16 protein-coding genes are annotated in these 19,947 nt (G+C 36.9%); 11 read left to right on the forward strand and 5 right to left on the reverse strand.

What is annotated here, in order from left to right:
• Positions 1 to 136 precede the first annotated feature (136 nt).
• From ACFIJ8_RS06570 to ACFIJ8_RS06605, 8 genes are all read left to right on the forward strand, one after another.
• Positions 137 to 931 (forward strand): thymidylate synthase, encoded by a 795-nt coding sequence (locus ACFIJ8_RS06570; protein WP_015856618.1) that lies wholly within the window; start codon positions 137 to 139, stop codon positions 929 to 931.
• On the forward strand, positions 928 to 1,437 hold the full coding sequence (locus tag ACFIJ8_RS06575) for a dihydrofolate reductase (protein WP_273788072.1): 510 nt from the start codon (positions 928 to 930) through the stop codon (positions 1,435 to 1,437). The genes ACFIJ8_RS06570 and ACFIJ8_RS06575 overlap by 4 nt, the downstream gene beginning before the upstream one ends.
• Before the next feature lie 112 nt (positions 1,438 to 1,549).
• Entirely contained in the window at positions 1,550 to 2,695 is a 1,146-nt protein-coding gene (hflK, locus tag ACFIJ8_RS06580; RefSeq protein ID WP_015856616.1) for an FtsH protease activity modulator HflK, read from the forward strand.
• A gap of 2 nt (positions 2,696 to 2,697) precedes the next feature.
• Positions 2,698 to 3,633 carry a protease modulator HflC gene (gene hflC, locus ACFIJ8_RS06585; RefSeq protein WP_273788073.1) on the forward strand — a complete coding sequence of 312 codons (936 nt, stop codon included), beginning with the start codon at positions 2,698 to 2,700 and terminating at the stop codon, positions 3,631 to 3,633.
• 149 nt (positions 3,634 to 3,782) lie between these two features.
• Positions 3,783 to 5,309, forward strand: a complete 1,527-nt coding sequence (locus tag ACFIJ8_RS06590; protein WP_375639237.1) for a Do family serine endopeptidase — start codon at positions 3,783 to 3,785, stop codon at positions 5,307 to 5,309.
• Positions 5,310 to 6,244: 935 nt separating this feature from the next.
• Entirely contained in the window at positions 6,245 to 7,117 is an 873-nt protein-coding gene (miaA, locus tag ACFIJ8_RS06595) for a tRNA (adenosine(37)-N6)-dimethylallyltransferase MiaA (protein WP_273788075.1), read from the forward strand.
• Between the two features lie 269 nt (positions 7,118 to 7,386).
• Positions 7,387 to 9,186, forward strand: a complete 1,800-nt coding sequence (locus tag ACFIJ8_RS06600; protein WP_375628957.1) for an acetolactate synthase 3 large subunit — start codon at positions 7,387 to 7,389, stop codon at positions 9,184 to 9,186.
• A gap of 347 nt (positions 9,187 to 9,533) precedes the next feature.
• The gene (locus tag ACFIJ8_RS06605) at positions 9,534 to 9,686 is read left to right on the forward strand and encodes a hypothetical protein (protein WP_375639238.1); all 153 of its coding nucleotides are present in this window, start codon (positions 9,534 to 9,536) and stop codon (positions 9,684 to 9,686) included.
• Positions 9,687 to 9,871: 185 nt separating this feature from the next.
• Here ACFIJ8_RS06605 and ACFIJ8_RS06610 read toward each other — a convergent pair whose 3' ends face one another.
• From ACFIJ8_RS06610 to ACFIJ8_RS06625, 4 genes are all read right to left on the reverse strand, one after another.
• Complete coding sequence (locus ACFIJ8_RS06610; protein ID WP_375639239.1) at positions 9,872 to 10,144, reverse strand: hypothetical protein; 273 nt, start codon at positions 10,142 to 10,144, stop codon at positions 9,872 to 9,874.
• Positions 10,145 to 10,351: 207 nt separating this feature from the next.
• Positions 10,352 to 10,567, reverse strand: a complete 216-nt coding sequence (locus ACFIJ8_RS06615; protein WP_375639240.1) for a hypothetical protein — start codon at positions 10,565 to 10,567, stop codon at positions 10,352 to 10,354.
• A 289-nt stretch (positions 10,568 to 10,856) separates the two neighbouring features.
• Entirely contained in the window at positions 10,857 to 12,104 is a 1,248-nt protein-coding gene (locus ACFIJ8_RS06620) for an MFS transporter (protein WP_375639241.1), read from the reverse strand.
• A gap of 232 nt (positions 12,105 to 12,336) precedes the next feature.
• On the reverse strand, positions 12,337 to 13,263 hold the full coding sequence (locus ACFIJ8_RS06625; RefSeq protein WP_375639242.1) for a D-2-hydroxyacid dehydrogenase family protein: 927 nt from the start codon (positions 13,261 to 13,263) through the stop codon (positions 12,337 to 12,339).
• 1,033 nt (positions 13,264 to 14,296) lie between these two features.
• On the opposite strand from ACFIJ8_RS06625, the gene ACFIJ8_RS06630 reads away from it, so the two are divergent.
• From ACFIJ8_RS06630 to ilvC, 3 genes are all read left to right on the forward strand, one after another.
• Positions 14,297 to 15,418: an ATP-dependent RecD-like DNA helicase gene (locus ACFIJ8_RS06630; protein WP_375639243.1), complete on the forward strand. Its 1,122-nt coding sequence runs from the start codon at positions 14,297 to 14,299 to the stop codon at positions 15,416 to 15,418.
• A gap of 85 nt (positions 15,419 to 15,503) precedes the next feature.
• Entirely contained in the window at positions 15,504 to 16,238 is a 735-nt protein-coding gene (locus tag ACFIJ8_RS06635; protein WP_273788082.1) for a pyridoxine 5'-phosphate synthase, read from the forward strand.
• Between the two features lie 1,158 nt (positions 16,239 to 17,396).
• Positions 17,397 to 18,416: a ketol-acid reductoisomerase gene (gene ilvC, locus ACFIJ8_RS06640; protein ID WP_015856608.1), complete on the forward strand. Its 1,020-nt coding sequence runs from the start codon at positions 17,397 to 17,399 to the stop codon at positions 18,414 to 18,416.
• Between the two features lie 114 nt (positions 18,417 to 18,530).
• On the opposite strand, the gene ACFIJ8_RS06645 is transcribed toward ilvC, so the two are convergent.
• Complete coding sequence (locus tag ACFIJ8_RS06645; protein WP_375639244.1) at positions 18,531 to 19,922, reverse strand: amino acid permease; 1,392 nt, start codon at positions 19,920 to 19,922, stop codon at positions 18,531 to 18,533.
• Between the last annotated feature and the right edge of the window lie 25 nt (positions 19,923 to 19,947).

The following is a 19,947-nucleotide window of genomic DNA, read 5'->3' on the forward strand; positions in this document are numbered from 1 at the left end:
TGATTCATCAAAATGCAATCGTATAATAATGATTTCCTATAAAAGATGTTTGGGAGGAGGATTTTTTTGAATTGTATTTTTATAAATTTTGAAGTTTCTATTTCCTGTAACGTTAAGAATCAACCATAATATTTATATGAAAATCTATCTTGATCTTTTATCGCATGTTTTAAATAACGGCATTGATCGTACAGATCGAACCGGTGTGGGGACCCGATCAATTTTTGGGTATCAAATGCGGTTTGATTTGCAGGCTGGCTTTCCTCTGTTAACAACGAAGAAATTGCATTTGCGCTCGATCATTTATGAGCTTTTGTGGTTTTTGAGAGGTGATACAAATATTGCATGGTTGAAGGAACATGGTGTGTCAATTTGGGATGAGTGGGCTGATGAGAAAGGGAACCTTGGTCCTATTTATGGTTATCAGTGGCGCTCTTGGCCTGCTCCCGATGGACGGCATATTGATCAAATCAGTCATCTTTTGACGATGATTAAAGAAACGCCTGATTCTCGTCGCTTAATTGTATCTGCTTGGAACCCCGCACTGATAGAGGAGATGGCTTTGCCTCCTTGTCATTGTTTTTTTCAATTTTATGTTGCTGATGGGAAGCTATCCTGTCAGCTTTATCAGCGTTCAGCAGATATTTTCTTAGGTGTTCCGTTTAATATTGCTTCCTATGCGTTGTTGACGATGATGATTGCCCAAGTAAGTGGACTTAAAGCGGGAGACTTTATTCATACTCTGGGTGATGCTCATCTTTATTCTAACCATTTTGAACAGGCGAGATACCAGCTGTCTCGTATACCAAATGCTTTGCCGTTGATGCTTATAAATTCAGCGGTAACAGATCTTTTTTCTTTTAAATTTGAGGATTTTGAATTGCTTAATTATGAAGCGCAGCCACATATTAAGGCACCGGTAGCAGTATGACTTTTCCAGTTTGTTTAATTGCAGCTGTTGCAGAAAATGGTGTTATAGGTCGTGAAGGTGCGATGCCTTGGCATTTATCCACGGATTTGCAACGCTTTAAAGCTTTGACTTTTGGTAACCCCATTATTATGGGGCGAAAAACATGGGATTCTCTTGGGCGTCCTTTACCAGGGCGTACAAATATTGTTATTACCCGTAATTGTGCATTCACGGCTGAAGGTGCTGTTATTGCTCATTCTTTGTCGCAAGCCTGTTCTATCGCAAAAAGTGTGGCTTCTCAAAATGGTGCAGATGCAGTTTTTATTATTGGGGGTGGTGAAATTTTTCAACAAGGGTTGCATATGGCTGATAAAATATTCCTTACAGAAGTTTTAGCTTCTATAGAAGGGGATAGTTTTTTTCCTGTTTTTGATAAAGAAAAATGGATTGTTGTAGAAACACAAAATATTCCAAAAGGAGAAAAAGATAGTCATCCGACACGTTTTGTGGTTTATGAGCGAAAATAATCATAAGTGAAAAGAACCTGTCAGTTGTATTGTAATGAGATAAGAGAATCCCTATAAGATCTAAGTGAATGGTTGGTATTTGAATGAGTGGTAGTCAGTTAAAGAGGTGATAATGCCCTGGACAAATCAAAATGGTGGTGGCCCGTGGAGTGGCGATAAAAACAAGAACAGTGGTGACAAAAAAACATCGGCTAAGAATCTTTTTGGTTCTGGTGGCAATAATGGTGGTGAAAATGGTCCCAATCTTGATGATATTTTGCGTAAAGGGAAGGATCAGTTTAAACAATTTAGTAGAGGGGGAACTGTTGTTTTGTTCCTTCTTCTTGCTGTGTGTTTTTTGCTCTATCAATCACTTTATATTGTCCAACAAAATGAGCAAGCAGTAGAATTGCGTTTTGGTGTCCCTAAAGAAGGCATCATCGGTGATGGTTTGCATTTTCACTTTTGGCCAATTGAGACCTATATGAAAGTGCCTTTAACGGAAAAAACAATCGCAATTGGTGGGAAGCCTGGTCAGGTACAACAAAGTGAAGGTTTGATGCTGTCTAGTGATCAAAATATTGTTAATGTCAATTTTTCTGTTTACTATCGCATTTCACATCCAGGACAATTTTTATTCAACGTTAATGATCAAGAAGGAACAGTTCGTCAGGTTGCTGAAAGTGCAATGCGCGAGGTCATTGGTTCGCGGCCGGTTGATGATGTTTTACGTGACAAGAAAGAAGAAGTTGCTAATGACGTTAGAAAAATTATCCAGTTGACTGTAGATAAATATCAACTTGGTGTTGAAATAAGTCGTGTGTCTATCAGTGAAGCTGCTCCTCCGACAAAGGTTGCTGCTGCGTTTAATTCTGTTCAACAAGCGGAGCAGGAACGTGGAAGAATGATTGAAGAGGGGAATCGTGTGCGTTTTACGAAGATTGGTTTAGCAAATGGTGAAGCTTCACGTACACGGGAAATCGCAAAAGGTGAAAAAGCACAAATGGTTGAAGAGGCACGCGGGCGTGCCGAACGTTTTCAGGCCATAGCTCGTGAGGCGGCAATATCACCAGAGGCTGCGCGTTATCGTCTTTATATGGAGACGATGGGGCGTATTTTCTCTTCACCAAATAAATTGGTTCTTGATCAAATGAATTCTCCAGCGGTGCCTTATCTTCCTTTGAACGAATTGCTGCGTAACAATTTATCAGAAAAAGCAAAAGCGAAATCAGCACGTTCGACATCGCTCTTGGATGCTCATATTTCTGGAGGACGCTAATAATGCAGCAGTCTCGTTTTTTGTTTATTTTTAGTACTATAATGTTTCTTTTGATCATTTTGTGGATGTCACTTTTTATTGTCTATCCTCGTCAACAAGTGGCAGTTAAGCGTTTTGGGCAAATTGTTAAGGTAGAGTCTGATCCCGGCCTTTATTTTAAAGCGCCCTTTGTGGATAAGATGATTGTCGTTGATAATCGGTTGTTGCGTTATGATGTTCCTACACAATCTGTACAGGTTCGTGGTGGTGCTTATTATGAAGTGGATGCGTTCTTTATCTATCGTATTACAGATCCTAAGTTGTTTCTACAGCGCATTGCTTCGGGGCGTCCACAAATTGCTGCGCGTGAAAATCTTGCACCGCGTTTTATTGATGCTTTACGTGCTGTTTATGGTAAGCGAGAATTTAAAGCTGCTTTGTCAGATGAACGGGGAGCGATGATGGCTGAAGTGCAGAAGCAGTTTTCTGTGGATGCGGGTTCGTTAGGCATTACTATTATTGATGTGCGTATTCGCAAAACTGATTTAACTGATGCTGTCTCAGAAGATGTTTATCGGCAAATGGCAGCTGAGCGTGAGGCGGTAGCGGAAAATATTCGTGCTCGTGGTCAGCAGGAGCGGGATCGCATTGTGGCGGAAGCTAATCGTGAATATGAAGAGATCGTAGCAGCTGCAAAGCGTGATGCTGAAATTACTCGCGGTGAAGGACAAGCCGAAAGTATTCGCATTTTATTAAATGCGCGGGAAGCTAATCCATCTTTTTACGATTTTTGGTTAGCGATGGAACAGTATAAGAATTTAGAAAGAGTTCCGATGGTCATTTCACCAAATGAGGATTTCTTTTTTTATTTTCAAAATCCCCTGAAAGTAAAGAAAAAGCTTTCATCAACAATGAGTCCTAGTTTGAGCAAAACTGATTCAAAGTCTGGTGGAGAATAGATGAAACAATGTATAGAGTATACTATTTCATATGAGAAGTATGCTCTATAGCTGCTTTTTTTATGATGAATGTAAGACAGTGTTAAGCCATACTGATTTTGTATAATAAATTGGGTAGGGCTCTTTTCAGCTTTGGTTAAAGGCATGTCATGGATAGAAGTATCGTGAGTAGAAATACGTTTTTGAAGTCTTTTATCACAAGAGTTGTTTTGTGTGTGGTTTTGTTTTTATCAGGATCAGTGAATTTGTCTTGGGGCGCAGAGACAAACAAGACATTGCTTTCTGTTCCTGATTTAGCTTCTGAGCTTTTGGAGACGGTTGTGAATATTTCTACGGCACAGACTGTTGAAGGAACCGAACAGGATGAAAATACTTCGGTACCCATTATTCCCAAAGATTCATTGCTGGAGGAATATTTTAATGATTTTTTTACACCCAAAGATGGTCAAAAAAATAGTCAATTTCAAAAGGTGCGTTCTTTGGGGTCTGGTTTTGTGATTGATGCGCAAAAAGGGATTATTGTTACAAATTATCATGTTATTGTTGATGCTGATGATATTGAAGTTAATTTTACAGATGGTACAAAACTCAAGGCGAAGCTTCTTGGCAAGGATAGCAAAACTGATTTGGCACTACTTCAAGTGGATGCGGGACGTAAAAAATTAAAAGCTGTGCGTTTTGGTGACTCAGAAAAAGCACGTATTGGTGACTGGGTTATGGCTATTGGTAATCCTTATGGTTTTGGTGGAAGTGTAACGGTTGGTATTATTTCTGCACGTAACCGTGATCTTAATGCTGGTCCCTATGATAATTTTATTCAAACAGATGCAGCAATTAATCGGGGCAATTCTGGTGGTCCGTTATTTGATAGAAATGGTGAAGTCATTGGCATTAATACAGCAATTGTTTCACCTTCTGGAGGATCTATCGGTATTGGGTTTGCTATTCCATCGGATATGGCCCTTTCTGTTATTAATCAATTGCGTGATTTTGGAGAAATAAGGCGTGGTTGGTTGGCTATTCGTATTCAGCCGGTAACAGAGGATATTGCAAAAAGTTTAAAATTGGACAATGCTGTAGGAGCATTGGTGGCTGGTAAAATAGAACAGACGGAAGAAAATAATGTAGATAATAGCCAGTTACAAACTGGAGATGTTATTCTTTCCTTTGGTAATTTCAAAATTAAGCATGCACGTGATTTGCCGCGTTTAGTTGCAGAAAGTTCAGAAGGAAAAGTGGTGGATGTTACTGTTTTACGGAATGGGCAAGAAAAAACAGTAAAAGTTAAGCTTGGACGTTTGATTGAAACAGATGCAAATGAAGATATAGAAGAAGAAGTTGATGATAAAAAAGACAATGATCTGTCGAAAAGCGTGACAATGCAATTTATGGGAATGACGCTATCTGAATTGACAGAGGATTTGCGTCATCGTTATTCAATTTCAGATAAACTTCGAGGACTAGTGGTAACATCTGTTGCACAAAATAGCGCAGCGGATAAAAAGCGTATTCGCGTTGGTGAAGTCATTATTGATATTAATCAGAGTGCTATCACAACAATCGATGAGGCTAAAAAACGTATTCATAAATTACGTGAAGCTGGACGCAAAAATGCTCTATTCATCGTAGCGCGTCCAGATGGAGAGTTACGATTCGTAACGCTTCTAATGGATTGATCCCCCAATAGATTGAGGCTTAAAAATTAATTTTTTATTTTTTATCAGCCTCAGTATATGGGCTGCTTTGTAGCTCAGTCATGTGATGTCCAATATTTTTCAAGCTCATTTCACGACAAAGAGCATGGATTGTATAACATAAAATCCGTTGGGCAGCTCTATTTTTGCGTTAAATAAAAGTATCAGTTGGTACCATAATAGATTTGCTAGTTCCTAATATTGCAACAGCCTAGGCTTTGAAATGCTGCATAAGAGATCTCTGTCTTGTGTTTAAGTCAATTTTTATCTCTGCTTTTGATGCACAAGTGAATGGTATTGATATGGCACTTTATGAGAAGGATAAAAATGAGAAAATCTCATGATATTGGGAGCTCTTATTCAGATTGCAAAACGCTCAACTATTATAAATAAAGGGTGCAATTATTATTATAAATAATGTTTTATCTAGTGAGACTTTTAGCACTTTGTGATTGTACTTTGTGTGCTATAGAGAACGTTTTTTCACTTCAGTTTGAAAAAAGTTATCCTAGAGAAAAATCATGTTAGACTAAATTAGTTATATATATTTATACCTTTCTTGGTGATGGATGAAAAAATAGTTATAAAAAAGAGAGCGTTAAAAAGACAATTTCTGAATCTCTTATTATAAATCGGAGTAGTATGCTGTTTTTATAGGAAAAAGTAAGGCTGTTTGATTGTATATATTAAACTCAGTATTATTTTCATAAATGATGACAAAGAATATGTTTATTTTTAATGGACTAACGGACAGAATGATTATGGCTGTAGTTTATTATTGAATTATGATAGCAAAAATGCTTGGAAATTCCTTTGGTGTCGTTATTAAGTCCATTTTTTCTTTTTTTATAAGTTTCATAGGGGCTTTGGGGGGCTGTGTGTTGCAATAAGTTATTGATTGGGAGAAATTGCTATTCATGACACAGAGAACAGTTACATTAATAGCGGGACCAACGGCAAGTGGGAAGTCAGAACTTGCCTTGCAAATGGCTCAAGAAAAAAATGCTCTCATTATTAACACTGATTCAATGCAGGTTTATGATGTTTTAAATATTTTAACGGCACGGCCTACGGAGGCTGATACTGCGATTGTTCCACATTATCTTTATGGTCATGTGAGTCCTACTTTGAATTATTCAGTAGGGCAATGGTTGTGTGATGTCGAGAAGCTATTGGCTACTTTTTCTTTAAGATCAGTTATTTTTGTTGGTGGAACAGGACTTTATTTTCGTGCTCTTTTAGAGGGAATTTCGGAAATCCCTCATGTTCCAGATGTTGTTCGGCAGAAGTGGCGACTTCGGCTTGATAAAGAGGGCGTTGCAAGTCTTTATCGCCAGTTGTTGCAGATTGATGCTGTTGTTGCTGAAAAAATTTCTTCGCACGATAGACAGCGTATTGTTCGTGCTTTGGAAGTTTATGATGCAACCGGTAAGACGCTCAGTTGGTGGCAGAAACAAAAAACAACACCTCTCATTGCGCCGAATTTCACCGAAAAAATTCTTCTCATGCCACCACGTCCTCTGCTTTATGAACGTATTCATAAACGCTTGGATTCTATGATTGAAAGAGGAGTTTTAGAAGAGGTGATGATTATGAAGAATCTTATGCTTTCCCCTTCATTACCAGCAATGAAGGCTATTGGTATACCTGAATTTATGGCTTATTTGGATGGATATAGAAGCTTTGAGAATGCTCTTGAAGCGGTGAAAACACAAACGAGGAGATATGCAAAAAGACAAATGACATGGTTTCGTAATCAATTTGATGAAGAATGGATGCTTACTTTTTGATAAAAGAGCTAGAGCTTTGCAAAGAAACTTATCGAAAGATAAAAGATAATTCGTGAAAAAGAATTTTTTAGAAAATATAATTTTTTATTGACGAATGGTATCAATGGAATTAGAAATCTTTCTACAAGGAAATTTTTATATATTTTATACGTTGGAATAATGGGGGTGATCATACAGTATGTGTTGTGTAATGGGCTCCTTTGGGGTCTTTTTTTATGGGCTCCGTTAGGGGCTTTTTTATTGTCCTATCAAGTAGGTGAGTGGGAAAAATGAGAAATGATCCAAGAAAGCAAGAGAGTGCAGATGGAAAAATAATGTCGGGGGCTGAAATAGTGATTCAGGCTCTTATAGATCAAGGGGTTAAACATATTTTTGGTTATCCTGGTGGGGCTGTTCTGCCTATTTTTGATGTGCTCTATCACCAAGATACACTCCAGCATATTTTGGTGCGCCATGAACAAGCTGCAGGGCATGCTGCTGAAGGTTATGCACGCAGTACTGGAAAGGTAGGTGTTATGCTTGTGACTTCTGGTCCAGGCGCAACGAATGCTGTTACACCTTTGCAAGATGCTCTTATGGATTCTATACCTCTTGTTTGTTTTTCTGGTCAGGTAGCGACAACGATCATTGGAACAAATGGCTTTCAAGAAGCTGATACGGTTGGAATTACAAAGCCCTGTACGAAGCGTAATTGGCTGGTTAAAAACGTCAATGATCTTGCGGCTATTATTCATGAAGCTTTTTCTCTTGCTCAATCAGGTCGTCCTGGACCGGTTTTGATTGATATTCCTAAGGATGTTCAATTTGCTTCAGGAATTTATAGAGCACCTCAAGCGCCGACATTTATGCGTTCTTATTCAAAGCCGAAAGGGAATGCGCAGGCTATTGAAGAGGCTGTTTCTCTCTTAGTAGAAGCAAAGCGTCCTGTTATTTATTCTGGTGGTGGTGTTATTTCATCGGGGATGGAAGCTGTAAAGCTTTTGCGCGATTTAGTTCAACTGGGTGATTTTCCGATTACGTCAACACTCATGGGGCTTGGTGCTTATCCCGCTTCTGGCAAAAATTGGCTTGGAATGCTTGGGATGCATGGAACCTATGAGGCTAATATGGCCATGCATGATTGTGATGTTATGTTAGCTGTTGGAGCACGATTTGATGATCGTATCACAGGGCGATTGGATGCATTTGCACCTCATGCGCGTATTATCCATATTGATATTGATCCTTCTTCTATTAATAAGATCGTAAAAGTGAAAGTTCCACTTATTGGCGATGTGGCTTGTGTTTTAGGAGATATGACGCAACTCTTAAAGATACAGAAACCAGCGTTTAACAGTGAAGTCCGTGAGGCGTGGTGGACGCAAATTAATCGTTGGAGATCACGTAATTCATTGGCATATATGGAAAAAAAAGATGTTATCATGCCACAATATGCTCTTGAACGGCTTTATGCACTGACCAAAGATGCGAATGCTTATATCACAACGGATGTCGGACAGCATCAGATGTGGGCAGCACAGTATTATCATTTTGATGAACCAAAACATTGGATGACTTCTGGTGGTCTTGGAACGATGGGGTATGGTCTTCCGGCGGCTATCGGTGTTCAAATAGCCCATCCTGATGCGCTTGTTGTGTGTATTTCTGGTGATGCCTCCATTCAGATGAATATTCAAGAACTTGCAACAGCTATTCAGCATGACACACCTGTAAAAATTTTCATTTTAAATAATCAGTATATGGGGATGGTTCGCCAGTGGCAGCAATTGCTACATGGTAATCGTCTTTCTCATTCTTATACGGAATCTATGCCTGACTTTGTGAAATTAGCACAAGCTTATGGAGCCGTGGGAATTCATTGTTCAAAACCCGATGAACTTGATAATAAAATTCAGCAGATGATTGACTGTGATAAGCCTGTTCTTTTTGATTGTCGTGTTTATCATTTAGAAAACTGTTTTCCTATGATCCCATCGGGATGTGCTCATAATGAGATGTTATTACCCGATGAGGCAAGCGAGGAAGCTGTTGCAAATGCTGTTTCTTCCGAGGGAAAGATTCTTGTATAAAATGAATATGTTAACAAAATAGTAAAGGATGGTGATGAAGTCTTTAAAGTCTTCATCTCTGTCTCTTCTTTGTGGAGAGTTCCTATTATCCTTAGAACTCATTTTATGATTTTCATTCTTTGTTTAAAGACATTCTTTGTTTAAAGACATGGGGTGTATTATTATTTGTTCATCTAAAAAATGTTATAAGTCGTGTGCCCAATTATGTTTGAATTTATTTGTACGCGATGTTTGTTTTTTTAATTCATATGTTCACATTAATAGCTATTTCGTTGCATTTTTTAGATAATACATTGAATTGTCTCTTATAAATTAATTATGTTGTCTCATATATGAAAGATTCCATTGTGCAAAAAAAAGCCACCGTGCTTGAAGGGTGCGACCATGAAAACCGTCATGCCTATGAAAACAATAGAAAAGTTTGTCACTATGTTTTGGTTTCGCATTATGAAATTGCTCCAAATCGCTCTTTCAAAGGCTTGATAGGAGAATCCCCCTAGCGGCTTGAAAGGAAGGGCAAAAATAACAAAGATAAATGCAGCCATAGAAAATCAATTAGCCACCATAGCTTATAATCAGGTAGTAATCTCACCTGATTATGCGGGGGAGATCTATACATATGAGATGTGTAGTCAATATATATATAAACTGGAATAATACTCAACATCGTATCATTATCAGGACATTAACATTGAAAATCAAATACTCTTTCTTTTATTTGTTTTACATATCTATGATTCCATAAATCTGCAGACACAAACACTCTTTGAATCCACCGCATTGAATTTTCATAACTATCAAATGATCCAAAAAATTTACCTCCAGAGTGTAGAGCCATTCTGTTATCAATGTATAATAATCTTCCTAGTTGTACGTCAATTCCAAAAGATACAGTCTTCATAGCTTCATAAAAATGATTTAAAGCTTCCTTAGCTTTTTTTGACTGTGGCTCTAACATGCTCGGATAAAAAACAGCGCTGATATCTTGGAATTCACCGTCCTCTTGAACTAGGAGGCACTTTACTTGCAGAGGTTACCCAATTTTCTCCATCTATAGGGAACATTAATTATATATAAATTATCCCTTAAGCTCCTCAAATCCTCCTCACTTAAAAGTTTTAAAGCTAGGCGCGCATCAGATATTCTCGTTAACGGGCCATCAACATCATTGTGAACACCAGAAAAATATCCCTTTAGGAGATAAATTTAAACCCGTTATAAATTTTAGTGCAGCATTTTCTATATGAAAATCTAACTCAACTTCAGATCCTAATCCTGTATAATCTTTTTTATTATCTTCTAAAGGAACTAGGTTATTTACTATATGTTCGCCTTCAAACTTAATTAAATAAGGCTCTCCGATCAATAAAGAAAACATCATAATTAAATTTTCGCTAATATAGCCATTTTTACAAGACGCATCTAAATTATAAGGATTAGGTGACGTATTAATTTGTTTATCAATAGGAAGGTTTTCAAAGATTACATGGTCTAGGGGTAATAGCCCCCTTTTGATTCATAAGAATTGTCAATATTCTATGTGGTAGCAGCGAAAATGCTATTTTTTAGTTCAACCGAATATTCAATACCACCCGTATGGATCATAAATAACATGGTCTAAAGCTTCTCAAAGTTTGTCTCTTTCGATATTGCTCAATTCAAAAGTATTTTCATTTATCATTATAATTTCCTCTCCAATTATATTTCCCTATTTTTTTTATTAAAAAAAGTGAAAAAACAATCATTAAAATTAAAATCAGCCATGTTAGTAAATAAGTGTTTGTAAAATCTTGGATTAATCCAAATAATGGTGGAGCAGTAATAATTGCGATTTGATTTACAGACATTGCTAACCCCAGAGAAAAACCAACGCTTTCTTTCGGCGAAGAGTCTACAATATAAGCAACCCAAGGGCCATACCATCCTAATCCAAAAAAACCTAACCAAGCAGATAAAATAGTTAAATAAATTATCGATCCACTCATGCCCAAAATTAATATTAAAAATCCAAAAACGATTGCAATCATGCAAAACAAGACAGGAAAAAATCGTCCTTTTCTACAATGATCACTCCACGCTGCTAAAATAATTCTTCCTAAGGCACCAGAAGCCTGTGAAACAAAAAACAAAAAAGCACTTTTATCTAAAGACAGGTGATAGATTCTATAAAAATAAATCGTTATAAAAATGGTTAAAACATATTGAACTATCACAAGTGAAACGCCTGAAAAAATGATATTCTTCATATGCGGTGCAGCCAACATCGCAAGACGAGACCTTACATTTGCATAGAACGAAACTTTTGTCTTGCTTTCTGTAACGATAGCTACAACTTTTGCTGGTGAGTGATAAAAAATAATAAATATACATCCACCTAAAAAAGAAACGATGGCACCGACCAAAAACGCACCTTGTATGCCATAGACAAGCGCACTAGCAGGAAGAACTATCCCAGCTAATGCACCACCTAATGGTAGTCCCGCCTGCCTTATTCCCATTGCAAATCCGCGCTGCGATTGTGGAAACCATGAAGAAACAGATTTAGCACCACCGGGTTGAGCAGAACTATAAAATCCCCCTACAATTAGCAAACAAACCAAAAGGGAAATATAGTTATTTGCGATTGCTCCCAACAAAAGAGCGACAGAAACGCCGATCGCGCCAACTCCAACAATATAGCGCTCGTTAAACTTGTCTAGTAATTCGCCAGCTACAAGTAACCCAATAATAGGTAGGAACTGCGCTGCTGAAGACAGCAAACCTATCTGAGAGTCACTAAGCAAGAAATCCTTCTTAAAAAATTCAGCTAAAGGACCAATCCCTTGAACAAAGAAGCAAGCTGATGCTTGAGCGATAGTGGCAACAAGCAATATAATCCATCTATAATAATTTTTTTCTATAAATTTATTATTGCTCACTATGCCCCCTCCAATTAAAGTGTATTCCAATAAAGTGGCCTTTTTTTTAATAATGCTTGCAACAATAAATTAGGTATTTTATGCTGATTACATAAAAATCTGTCAATACGATTGGTCTTAATATGAAAGCTAAGGAATATGCTTAATTTAAGGAAATAAGCTATTATGTGTCGTGCAAATTTGATAGGCTAGCGATATAAGATAAATTTTACAAACATTGGCTCATCCGGCATTAAGCGCTCTTTATAAAAGAAGCTATATTTTTGCAAGCTTTTTCAAAATAATTCTCAAAGCTTTCTTCAGTCACATAGCCCAGATGCGGTGTGCAAAGAACTCTATCTGATTGCAATAATTTGCTCTCATATACCGGCTCGCTGTCATAAACATCCAGTGCAAAGTAAGTTGAATTTTCCAAACTTAGTATTTTTTCTATCGCCCCTTTTTCAACCAAAGCTGAACGCGCTGTGTTGACAAAAATAGCATGAGGTTTCATGCTCAATAGATCATTTAATTGAATGATTTCTCTGGTTTTATCGCTTAAACGTAAATGGATGGATATAATGTCAGGACGTGTAAAAAATTCATCTTTTGAATGCGTAAAATGATAACCTAAATTTTTTGCTTCTTGCGTTGAACGTTCGCTCCCATAAACCAAAATGGACATACCAAAAGCTTGAGCATATTGAGCAACCATTTTACCAATACGCCCAAACCCGAATATTCCAAGAGTAGCCCCTTTCATTTGGTTGCCAAATGTTGTTTGCCATCGTCCTTTTTTCATATCAGATACAGATTTACAGAGTTTTCTACGCGCAGACATAATTAAGAGCCACGCAAATTCAGCAGCAGAAGTTGGATCTCCACCACCGTCTAATATTTTAATTCCTAAGTCTCTACAAGCTTCTATATCAATATGTGAACCTATAGGGCCTGTTTGGCAGATTAATTTTAAATTTGGCAGTTTCAGGAGAAGATTTCTATCAACTATAGTCCGCTCTCTGATTAAGATAAGAATATCTATCTCTTTGAGCTTATCTTCTAAATCACATTCTTTAGCTAAATTATTTATAACCAGCACTTCATGCGATTTCATTAATTTTGTAATAGATTGTAATTTTAGGGTGGCTTTTTGATAGTCATCTGGAATTAATATTTTCAATTTAAATCTCCCGTTTCATTCATCAATATTGGAGCTCATTATTTCATTTCTAAAACAATCAAAAAGCAATCTCGTCGCTGATATTTTGACATAACGCCAAGCCTATTAACAAATTATACCCCTTGATTTCATTGTTATTTTTAGCAATAAGAATATCATTAATCAGTTAGTTTTTATAAACTTTAACACATTGCGACAAAAAGTTTGACTCAGTAGATGGAGAATTGCACTTTTCTCATATTTTAGAGGACGGACCTGAAGTGCTACGCTGGACTGAAACCCATGTCCCAGTTTTCTTATAATAGACTACCAAGAAGGCCATACTTACGAACCAGATTTTATTGTCGAAACAGAAAAAGCTACATATTTGTGCGAGATAAAGCGTGCTTCATATAAGCGTGATGTTTCTCTTTGTTCGTTGAGATATAACTTATTTGTAGCATGAAGAGTAAATTTATTAAAATCATGATAAGAGGGAGATAGGAACTTTATAGGTGTATCATCATAGGATTAAGTCGTTTTGTTGAGAGCTATTTCTATTTTTGCTAAAAGGTGTTTGATATATTTAATTATTATTTCGTAATAGTGGATGTACTTTATTTTTATGTGCAAGAAAGCTGAGTGATTGTGTAAAATAGTATTCATAAAATTACATTATTCTTATCCTGTTAAGGACATTTTTTCTAGCGAGGGTTTTGCAATTGCAATGCTCTCTCATTCTAAATTTTGGTTAGAAAAAGCGTATATAGGTATTATTTTAAATTTAAGATATGTATATTTCATTGTTGGTGTTACTGTTGTAAAAAATGATATTTTACTTGATAAGTATAAGGTGTTACCAAGAAGATCGATGTATAGATAAAATTTAGATTTTTACAATATCTTGAAAAAGTAATGGGTAAATAATTGATAATTGTGCTACGAAAGTTGTTAGATGGGCGTGTGTCAGCAATTCTTAATAAAAAAGTTTTTCTTGATAGTCGGTTTTTTTCAAAATACTGCTCTTTTTATGCAAATCTTATGTTGGTAAGCTATGCAATTTTCACCGGAACAGGATAATGCATTGAAGGCTGTTGCTGCGTGGTTGAAAGAGGGGCGTTCTCCACTTTTTCGCCTCTTTGGCTATGCGGGGACGGGTAAGACAACGCTGGCACGCTATTTTGCAGAAACAGTTGATGGTTCTGTTCAGTTTGCGGCGTTTACAGGCAAAGCGGCACAGGTTTTGCGCTCTAAAGGCGCCAGTAATGCTTGTACTATTCATTCGTTGATTTATTGTCCACGTGGGGAAGAAGAAGTTTCCGATGAAGTTACGGGAAAAAAGTCTATTGCTCCAACATTTACATTAAATCGGAGGAGTGCGGCTGCACAAGCTAAGCTCATTATTGTTGATGAATGTTCGATGGTAGATGAGAAATTGGCACGTGATTTAATGAGCTTTCGGACGCCAATTCTTGTTCTTGGTGATCCAGGTCAATTGCCTCCTATATCAGGTGGAGGATTTTTTTCTAATGGAGAACCAGATTTTCTTCTTTCAGAAATTCATCGGCAAGCGCGGGATAATCCGATTATACGTCTTGCTATGGATGTGCGTGAAGGACGCAATATTGCTTATGGTGACTATGGAGAAGCTCGCGTTGTTACACGTAAAGAGGTCAATCAACAATTGGTTTTGGATGCTGATCAGGTATTGGTAGGGGTTAATCGTACGCGCTACCTTTATAATCAGCGTTTGCGTGTGTTAAAAGGATTTACAGCAGATTATCCACAAGCAGGAGACAAGCTTGTGTGCTTGCGAAATGATCCTACTAAAGGTTTGTTGAATGGCTCTTTATGGAAGGTGATGACTTCACAGAAGGAAACAGTTAAACCAAGTATTAATCTTCTTGTTAAACCAGAAGAAAGTGAGCGTGGGGTAGCAAAGATTAAACTGTTAAAAGCAGCGTTTGAAAACCCTGATCAAGAAATTTCATGGCAATTAAAAAAGCGATATGATGATTTTGATTATGGGTATGCATTAACGGTTCATAAAGCGCAAGGTTCTCAATGGAATAACGTCGTTTTGTTTGATGAAAGTTTTGCATTTCGTGATATGTATGCGCGCTGGCTTTATACGGGAATTACGCGCGCAGCAGAACGTTTAATGATTGTTCGATAGAAAAAAATATGTATATTATCTAAGTTTCAGATGGAAAATGCCTTTTTTCTATCTTGTTACACACTACAGAAAAATGGAAATGGGCATGGCGGTAAAACTTTCGGTTAATCTTAATGCTGTTGCTGTTTTGCGTAATCGACGTAATCTTCCGTGGCCAAGTATCACGAATATTGGGCATATAGCGCTTGCTGCTGGAGCAGCAGGTTTGACTGTTCATCCACGCCCTGATGAAAGGCATATTCGTTTTGCAGATTTGCCAGATATATACTGTTTAATCAAGAACAATTTTCCTACAGCTGAGTTTAATATTGAAGGCTATCCCAGTGATCAATTTTTGGATATAGCAGAAAAGTATGCTGATCAGATTACCCTTGTTCCTGATGATCCAGCGCAGTCAACGTCTGATCATGGTTGGAATTTTGCTCATGATGCAGAATTTTTAACACCTATTATTCAGCATTTGAAAAAAAGAAAGATTCGTGTATCACTTTTTGCTAATCCTACGATCGATGGTCTTGATATTGCTAAAGCAATAGGGGCTGATCGTGTGGAATTTTATACTGGACCTTATGGGGGGGCATTTCAGGATAAGATAAAACAGGATCAAGAGCTCAATAAACTTGTTTTAGCAGCAAAAAAAGCCAAAGAACTGCAATTAGGTATCAATGCAGGTCACGATTTGACGATTGCTAATCTTCCTGCTCTTGTCAAAAACATTCCTTGGCTTGATGAAGTTTCTATTGGCCATGGGCTCATTGCCGATGCATTAGAGTATGGAATGCGTGATACTGTTCAGCGTTTTATCCGGTTATTATCGTAATCTTTTTCTCTCTATGAAATTGAAAGAGAAATTTTTATAAAGCTCTGCCAATTTATCTTAAAAAAATAATATATGTTTAGATAAATAGCACTATTAGCGTGCATTATAAATATTCTATTGTTGCTCTGTTTATTGGTTGCTTTCTATCTTTTGTTTTTGAGTGTATGAGATGTTTTTTATTTGTACTATCTCTATTAGGGAGAAAAAATAGGGGTTGGAAAGTATTTTCCTTGTAAAGGAATGCGTAGGATTTTTATGGATCAATACACAAATTTTCTTGATGTTTGAGCTCATTTTACGGGTTATCTGTAAATAGTATAATGTAAAATCTCTATGGATGATATGAAGTCTATTGCTATCATCATTTTATTGGCTAATTCAATGTTGTGGCAGTTTTTGGCATATAAGGGTTTTGATGATTTCATCATGAACAGATTTAAAATCAGAAAATGCTTTTTATGAATAGGCTTAATGCAATAAGAGCTGTCAAATAGAATGATGATATCGACTTGTAGCTTTATGAAGTAAAGAGAGTGGTGTGCAATAAATCTTTTAGGCGATTATAGGGGACTTTTGAAAAGGGCTCGAGCACATTAAAAGTTTTTTATAAGACGCCATAAATGAATAACATAATGTCAGTATGGGGGTGTTCTTTTTCGCGTGAGAAGCGCTGATATTAAAGAATGTAAAAAGTAAAAACGTCCTCTCTATTATTCTAAAGATATTTTTGTATATGCTTTTAAAAATTGTATTAAAACAATACTTGTTATTTTGTAATTTTTCTTGCTATCCGTATTGATTTGGTTCATGTTAAAAGTTGTATATTGTATCTTAATTTTTAGAATATAGTGTTTTGTTGCACGATAGAAGAGTAAAATATTAGAAAATATATTTTCTTTAAAAATCTTGTTTTGTGTAATTATTGTTTTTGTGGAATAGCAGTTGAAGTTGATGTGGGGATCCGTATATGTTTTGGGAATGTTTGGGGACTACAGTTTTTTTTATGCAATATGTAAACTTTAAAAATTATTCAATTGCTATGTTCTTATAAGCGGTGTTTTTTGTCTTTATAAGTGTGTGATGCACTGAAGATAATGTTTCTTATTTAATAAAAATAATCTGAAATCCAGTTTAAATAGAAAAAGAAGGAAGTTTTTTATGCGTGTTTATTATGATCGTGATGCGGATGTTAATCTTATTAAAGGGAAAAAAGTAGCCATTGTTGGTTATGGTTCTCAAGGGCGTGCGCACGCTTTAAATTTGAAAGATTCCGGTGTTAAAAATGTGCAAATAGCTTTGCGTTCAGGGTCGGAAACAGTTAAGAAGGCTATGGCCGATGGTTTTGAAGTGGTGAGTGTTGCGGAAGCTGCAAAATGGGCAGATCTCATCATGATGGCAACACCAGATGAATTGCAAGCTGATATTTATAAAGAGCATATTCATGATCATTTACGTGATGGGGCAGTGATTGCTTTTGCGCATGGTTTGAGCATTCATTTCGGCTTAATTGAACCTAAAAAAACAGTTGATGTTGTGATGATTGCTCCTAAAGGTCCAGGTCATACAGTGCGCAATGAATACCAACTTGGTCGTGGTGTTCCTTGCTTAATAGCGGTGGCACAAGATGCTTCAGGACATGCTCATAATGTAGCATTGTCTTATGCATGTGGTCTTGGTGGTGGACGTGCTGGGGTGATTGAAACAACATTTAAAGAAGAGTGCGAAACTGATCTTTTTGGTGAACAAGCGGTTCTCTGTGGAGGTCTTGTTGAACTGATTCGAGCAGGTTATGAAACATTAACACAAGCAGGTTATGCACCGGAAATGGCTTATTTCGAGTGTTTACATGAAGTTAAACTGATTGTTGATCTCATGTATGAAGGGGGCATTGCAAATATGAATTATTCGATTTCCAATACGGCTGAATGGGGCGAATATATGTCTGGTCCACGCGTGATTACTGATGAAACAAAAGCAGAAATGAAGCGTATTTTGAAGGATATTCAGACAGGTAAATTTACGTCAAATTGGATTCAAGAGTATAAAGCTGGTGCAGCTCATTTTAAAGGCATGCGGCGTTTAAATGATAATCATCCTATTGAAGAAGTTGGTAAAAAACTTCGTTCTATGATGCCTTGGATAAAGTCTAACGCTTTGGTTGATAAAGAGCGTAATTGAAGTTTCTAAAGAGATATTTTGTTAATAGCTTTTATAATTTTATAGATAAATATCAAAAAAGGGTAACTTTAGTTACCCTTTTTTATATGTTTTTTGCAACATAAGCTTTATTTTTTAATTTTTTGCATAATTCTTTCTTCCAAAAAGAAAGTATACAATTCCTAAAAATATGAACCACGCTGGAGTGTATTTTAAAGCTATGGCAGTATCAGATTCTAATGATAATAAATAAATAATGAATGCAAAGAAAATAAGAAGCGCCCAACACATAACAACACCTCCTGGCATTTTATAAGGAGAGACAGTATGCTGGAGAGGACGATTACGACGATAGACGATATAGCTGATCAAAATGATAGACCATACAAATATAAACAAAATTGCGGCAATCGTCGTAACAATTGTAAAAGCAGCTATGAGGGTTTGAGATAACGATACAACTGCATAACCAAATAAGATGCATAAACATGAAAAGAATAATGCGTTGGCTGGAACGTGGTTACGAGAAAGTTTTCCTAAAAATTTAGGAGCACCTTTTTGTGTTGCTAGCCCATATATCATACGGCTGGTAGAAAAAATTCCACTATTTGCTGAAGATGCGGCAGCTGTGAGGACAACAAAGTTCATCAAACCAGCAGCAGTTGGAATACCAATAAGTGCATACATTGTTACAAATGGGCTTTTTTCTGGACTGATTTGATCCCACGGCGTCACAGACATAATCACAAGAAGAGAGAATATATAAAAGAATACAATGCGGATTGGTATTGAATTAACAGCCTGTGGTAAAGCTTTTTGAGGCTCTTGTACTTCAGCAGCAGCTGTTCCAGCGAGTTCAATGCCAACAAAAGCAAAAATAACAATTTGGAATCCAGCAAAAAAGCCTGTAATTCCTCGCGGAAAAATATTTCCACCATTCCATATATGGCTAAGAGAAGCAACCGTGCCGTTTGGAGAGACAAAACCGGTAAAGATCATATAAAATCCTACAACAATTAAGACTAGAATTGCTACGATTTTGATAAAACCAAACCAAAACTCAAGTTCGCCAAATAGTTTTACGGCGACGAGGTTAAGAATTAAAAAGGACATTAGACCAATTATAACAGGAATCCACGAATTGAGTTCAGGCCACCAAAAGTGTGTATAAGTGACAATAGCAATAATTTCAGCAGTTCCGGTGACAATCCAACACAACCAATATGTCCAGCCGATAAAGAATCCGGCACACGGACCTAGAAGATCGGTTGAGAAGTCAATAAAAGATCGATATTGTGTATTAGAAAGCAATAACTCTCCCATAGCACGCATGACAAAGTATAGAGCACAACCAATAATTGCATAAACGAGTAGAATTGAGGGGCCTGCTACACTGATTGTTTTTCCTGATCCCATGAAGAGACCTGTTCCAATCGCTCCACCAAGGGCTATAAGTTGTATGTGTCGGTTATGTAGTCCACGTTGCAATTTCTTCTTAGGTTTTTTTTCTAAATTTTGTTTGTTCATTTTTGGGAATTTCCCCTTAGTTACG

The sequence above is a fragment of the Bartonella sp. MF74HXZ genome (assembly GCF_042194445.1).
Lineage (GTDB): Bacteria > Pseudomonadota > Alphaproteobacteria > Rhizobiales > Rhizobiaceae > Bartonella > Bartonella grahamii.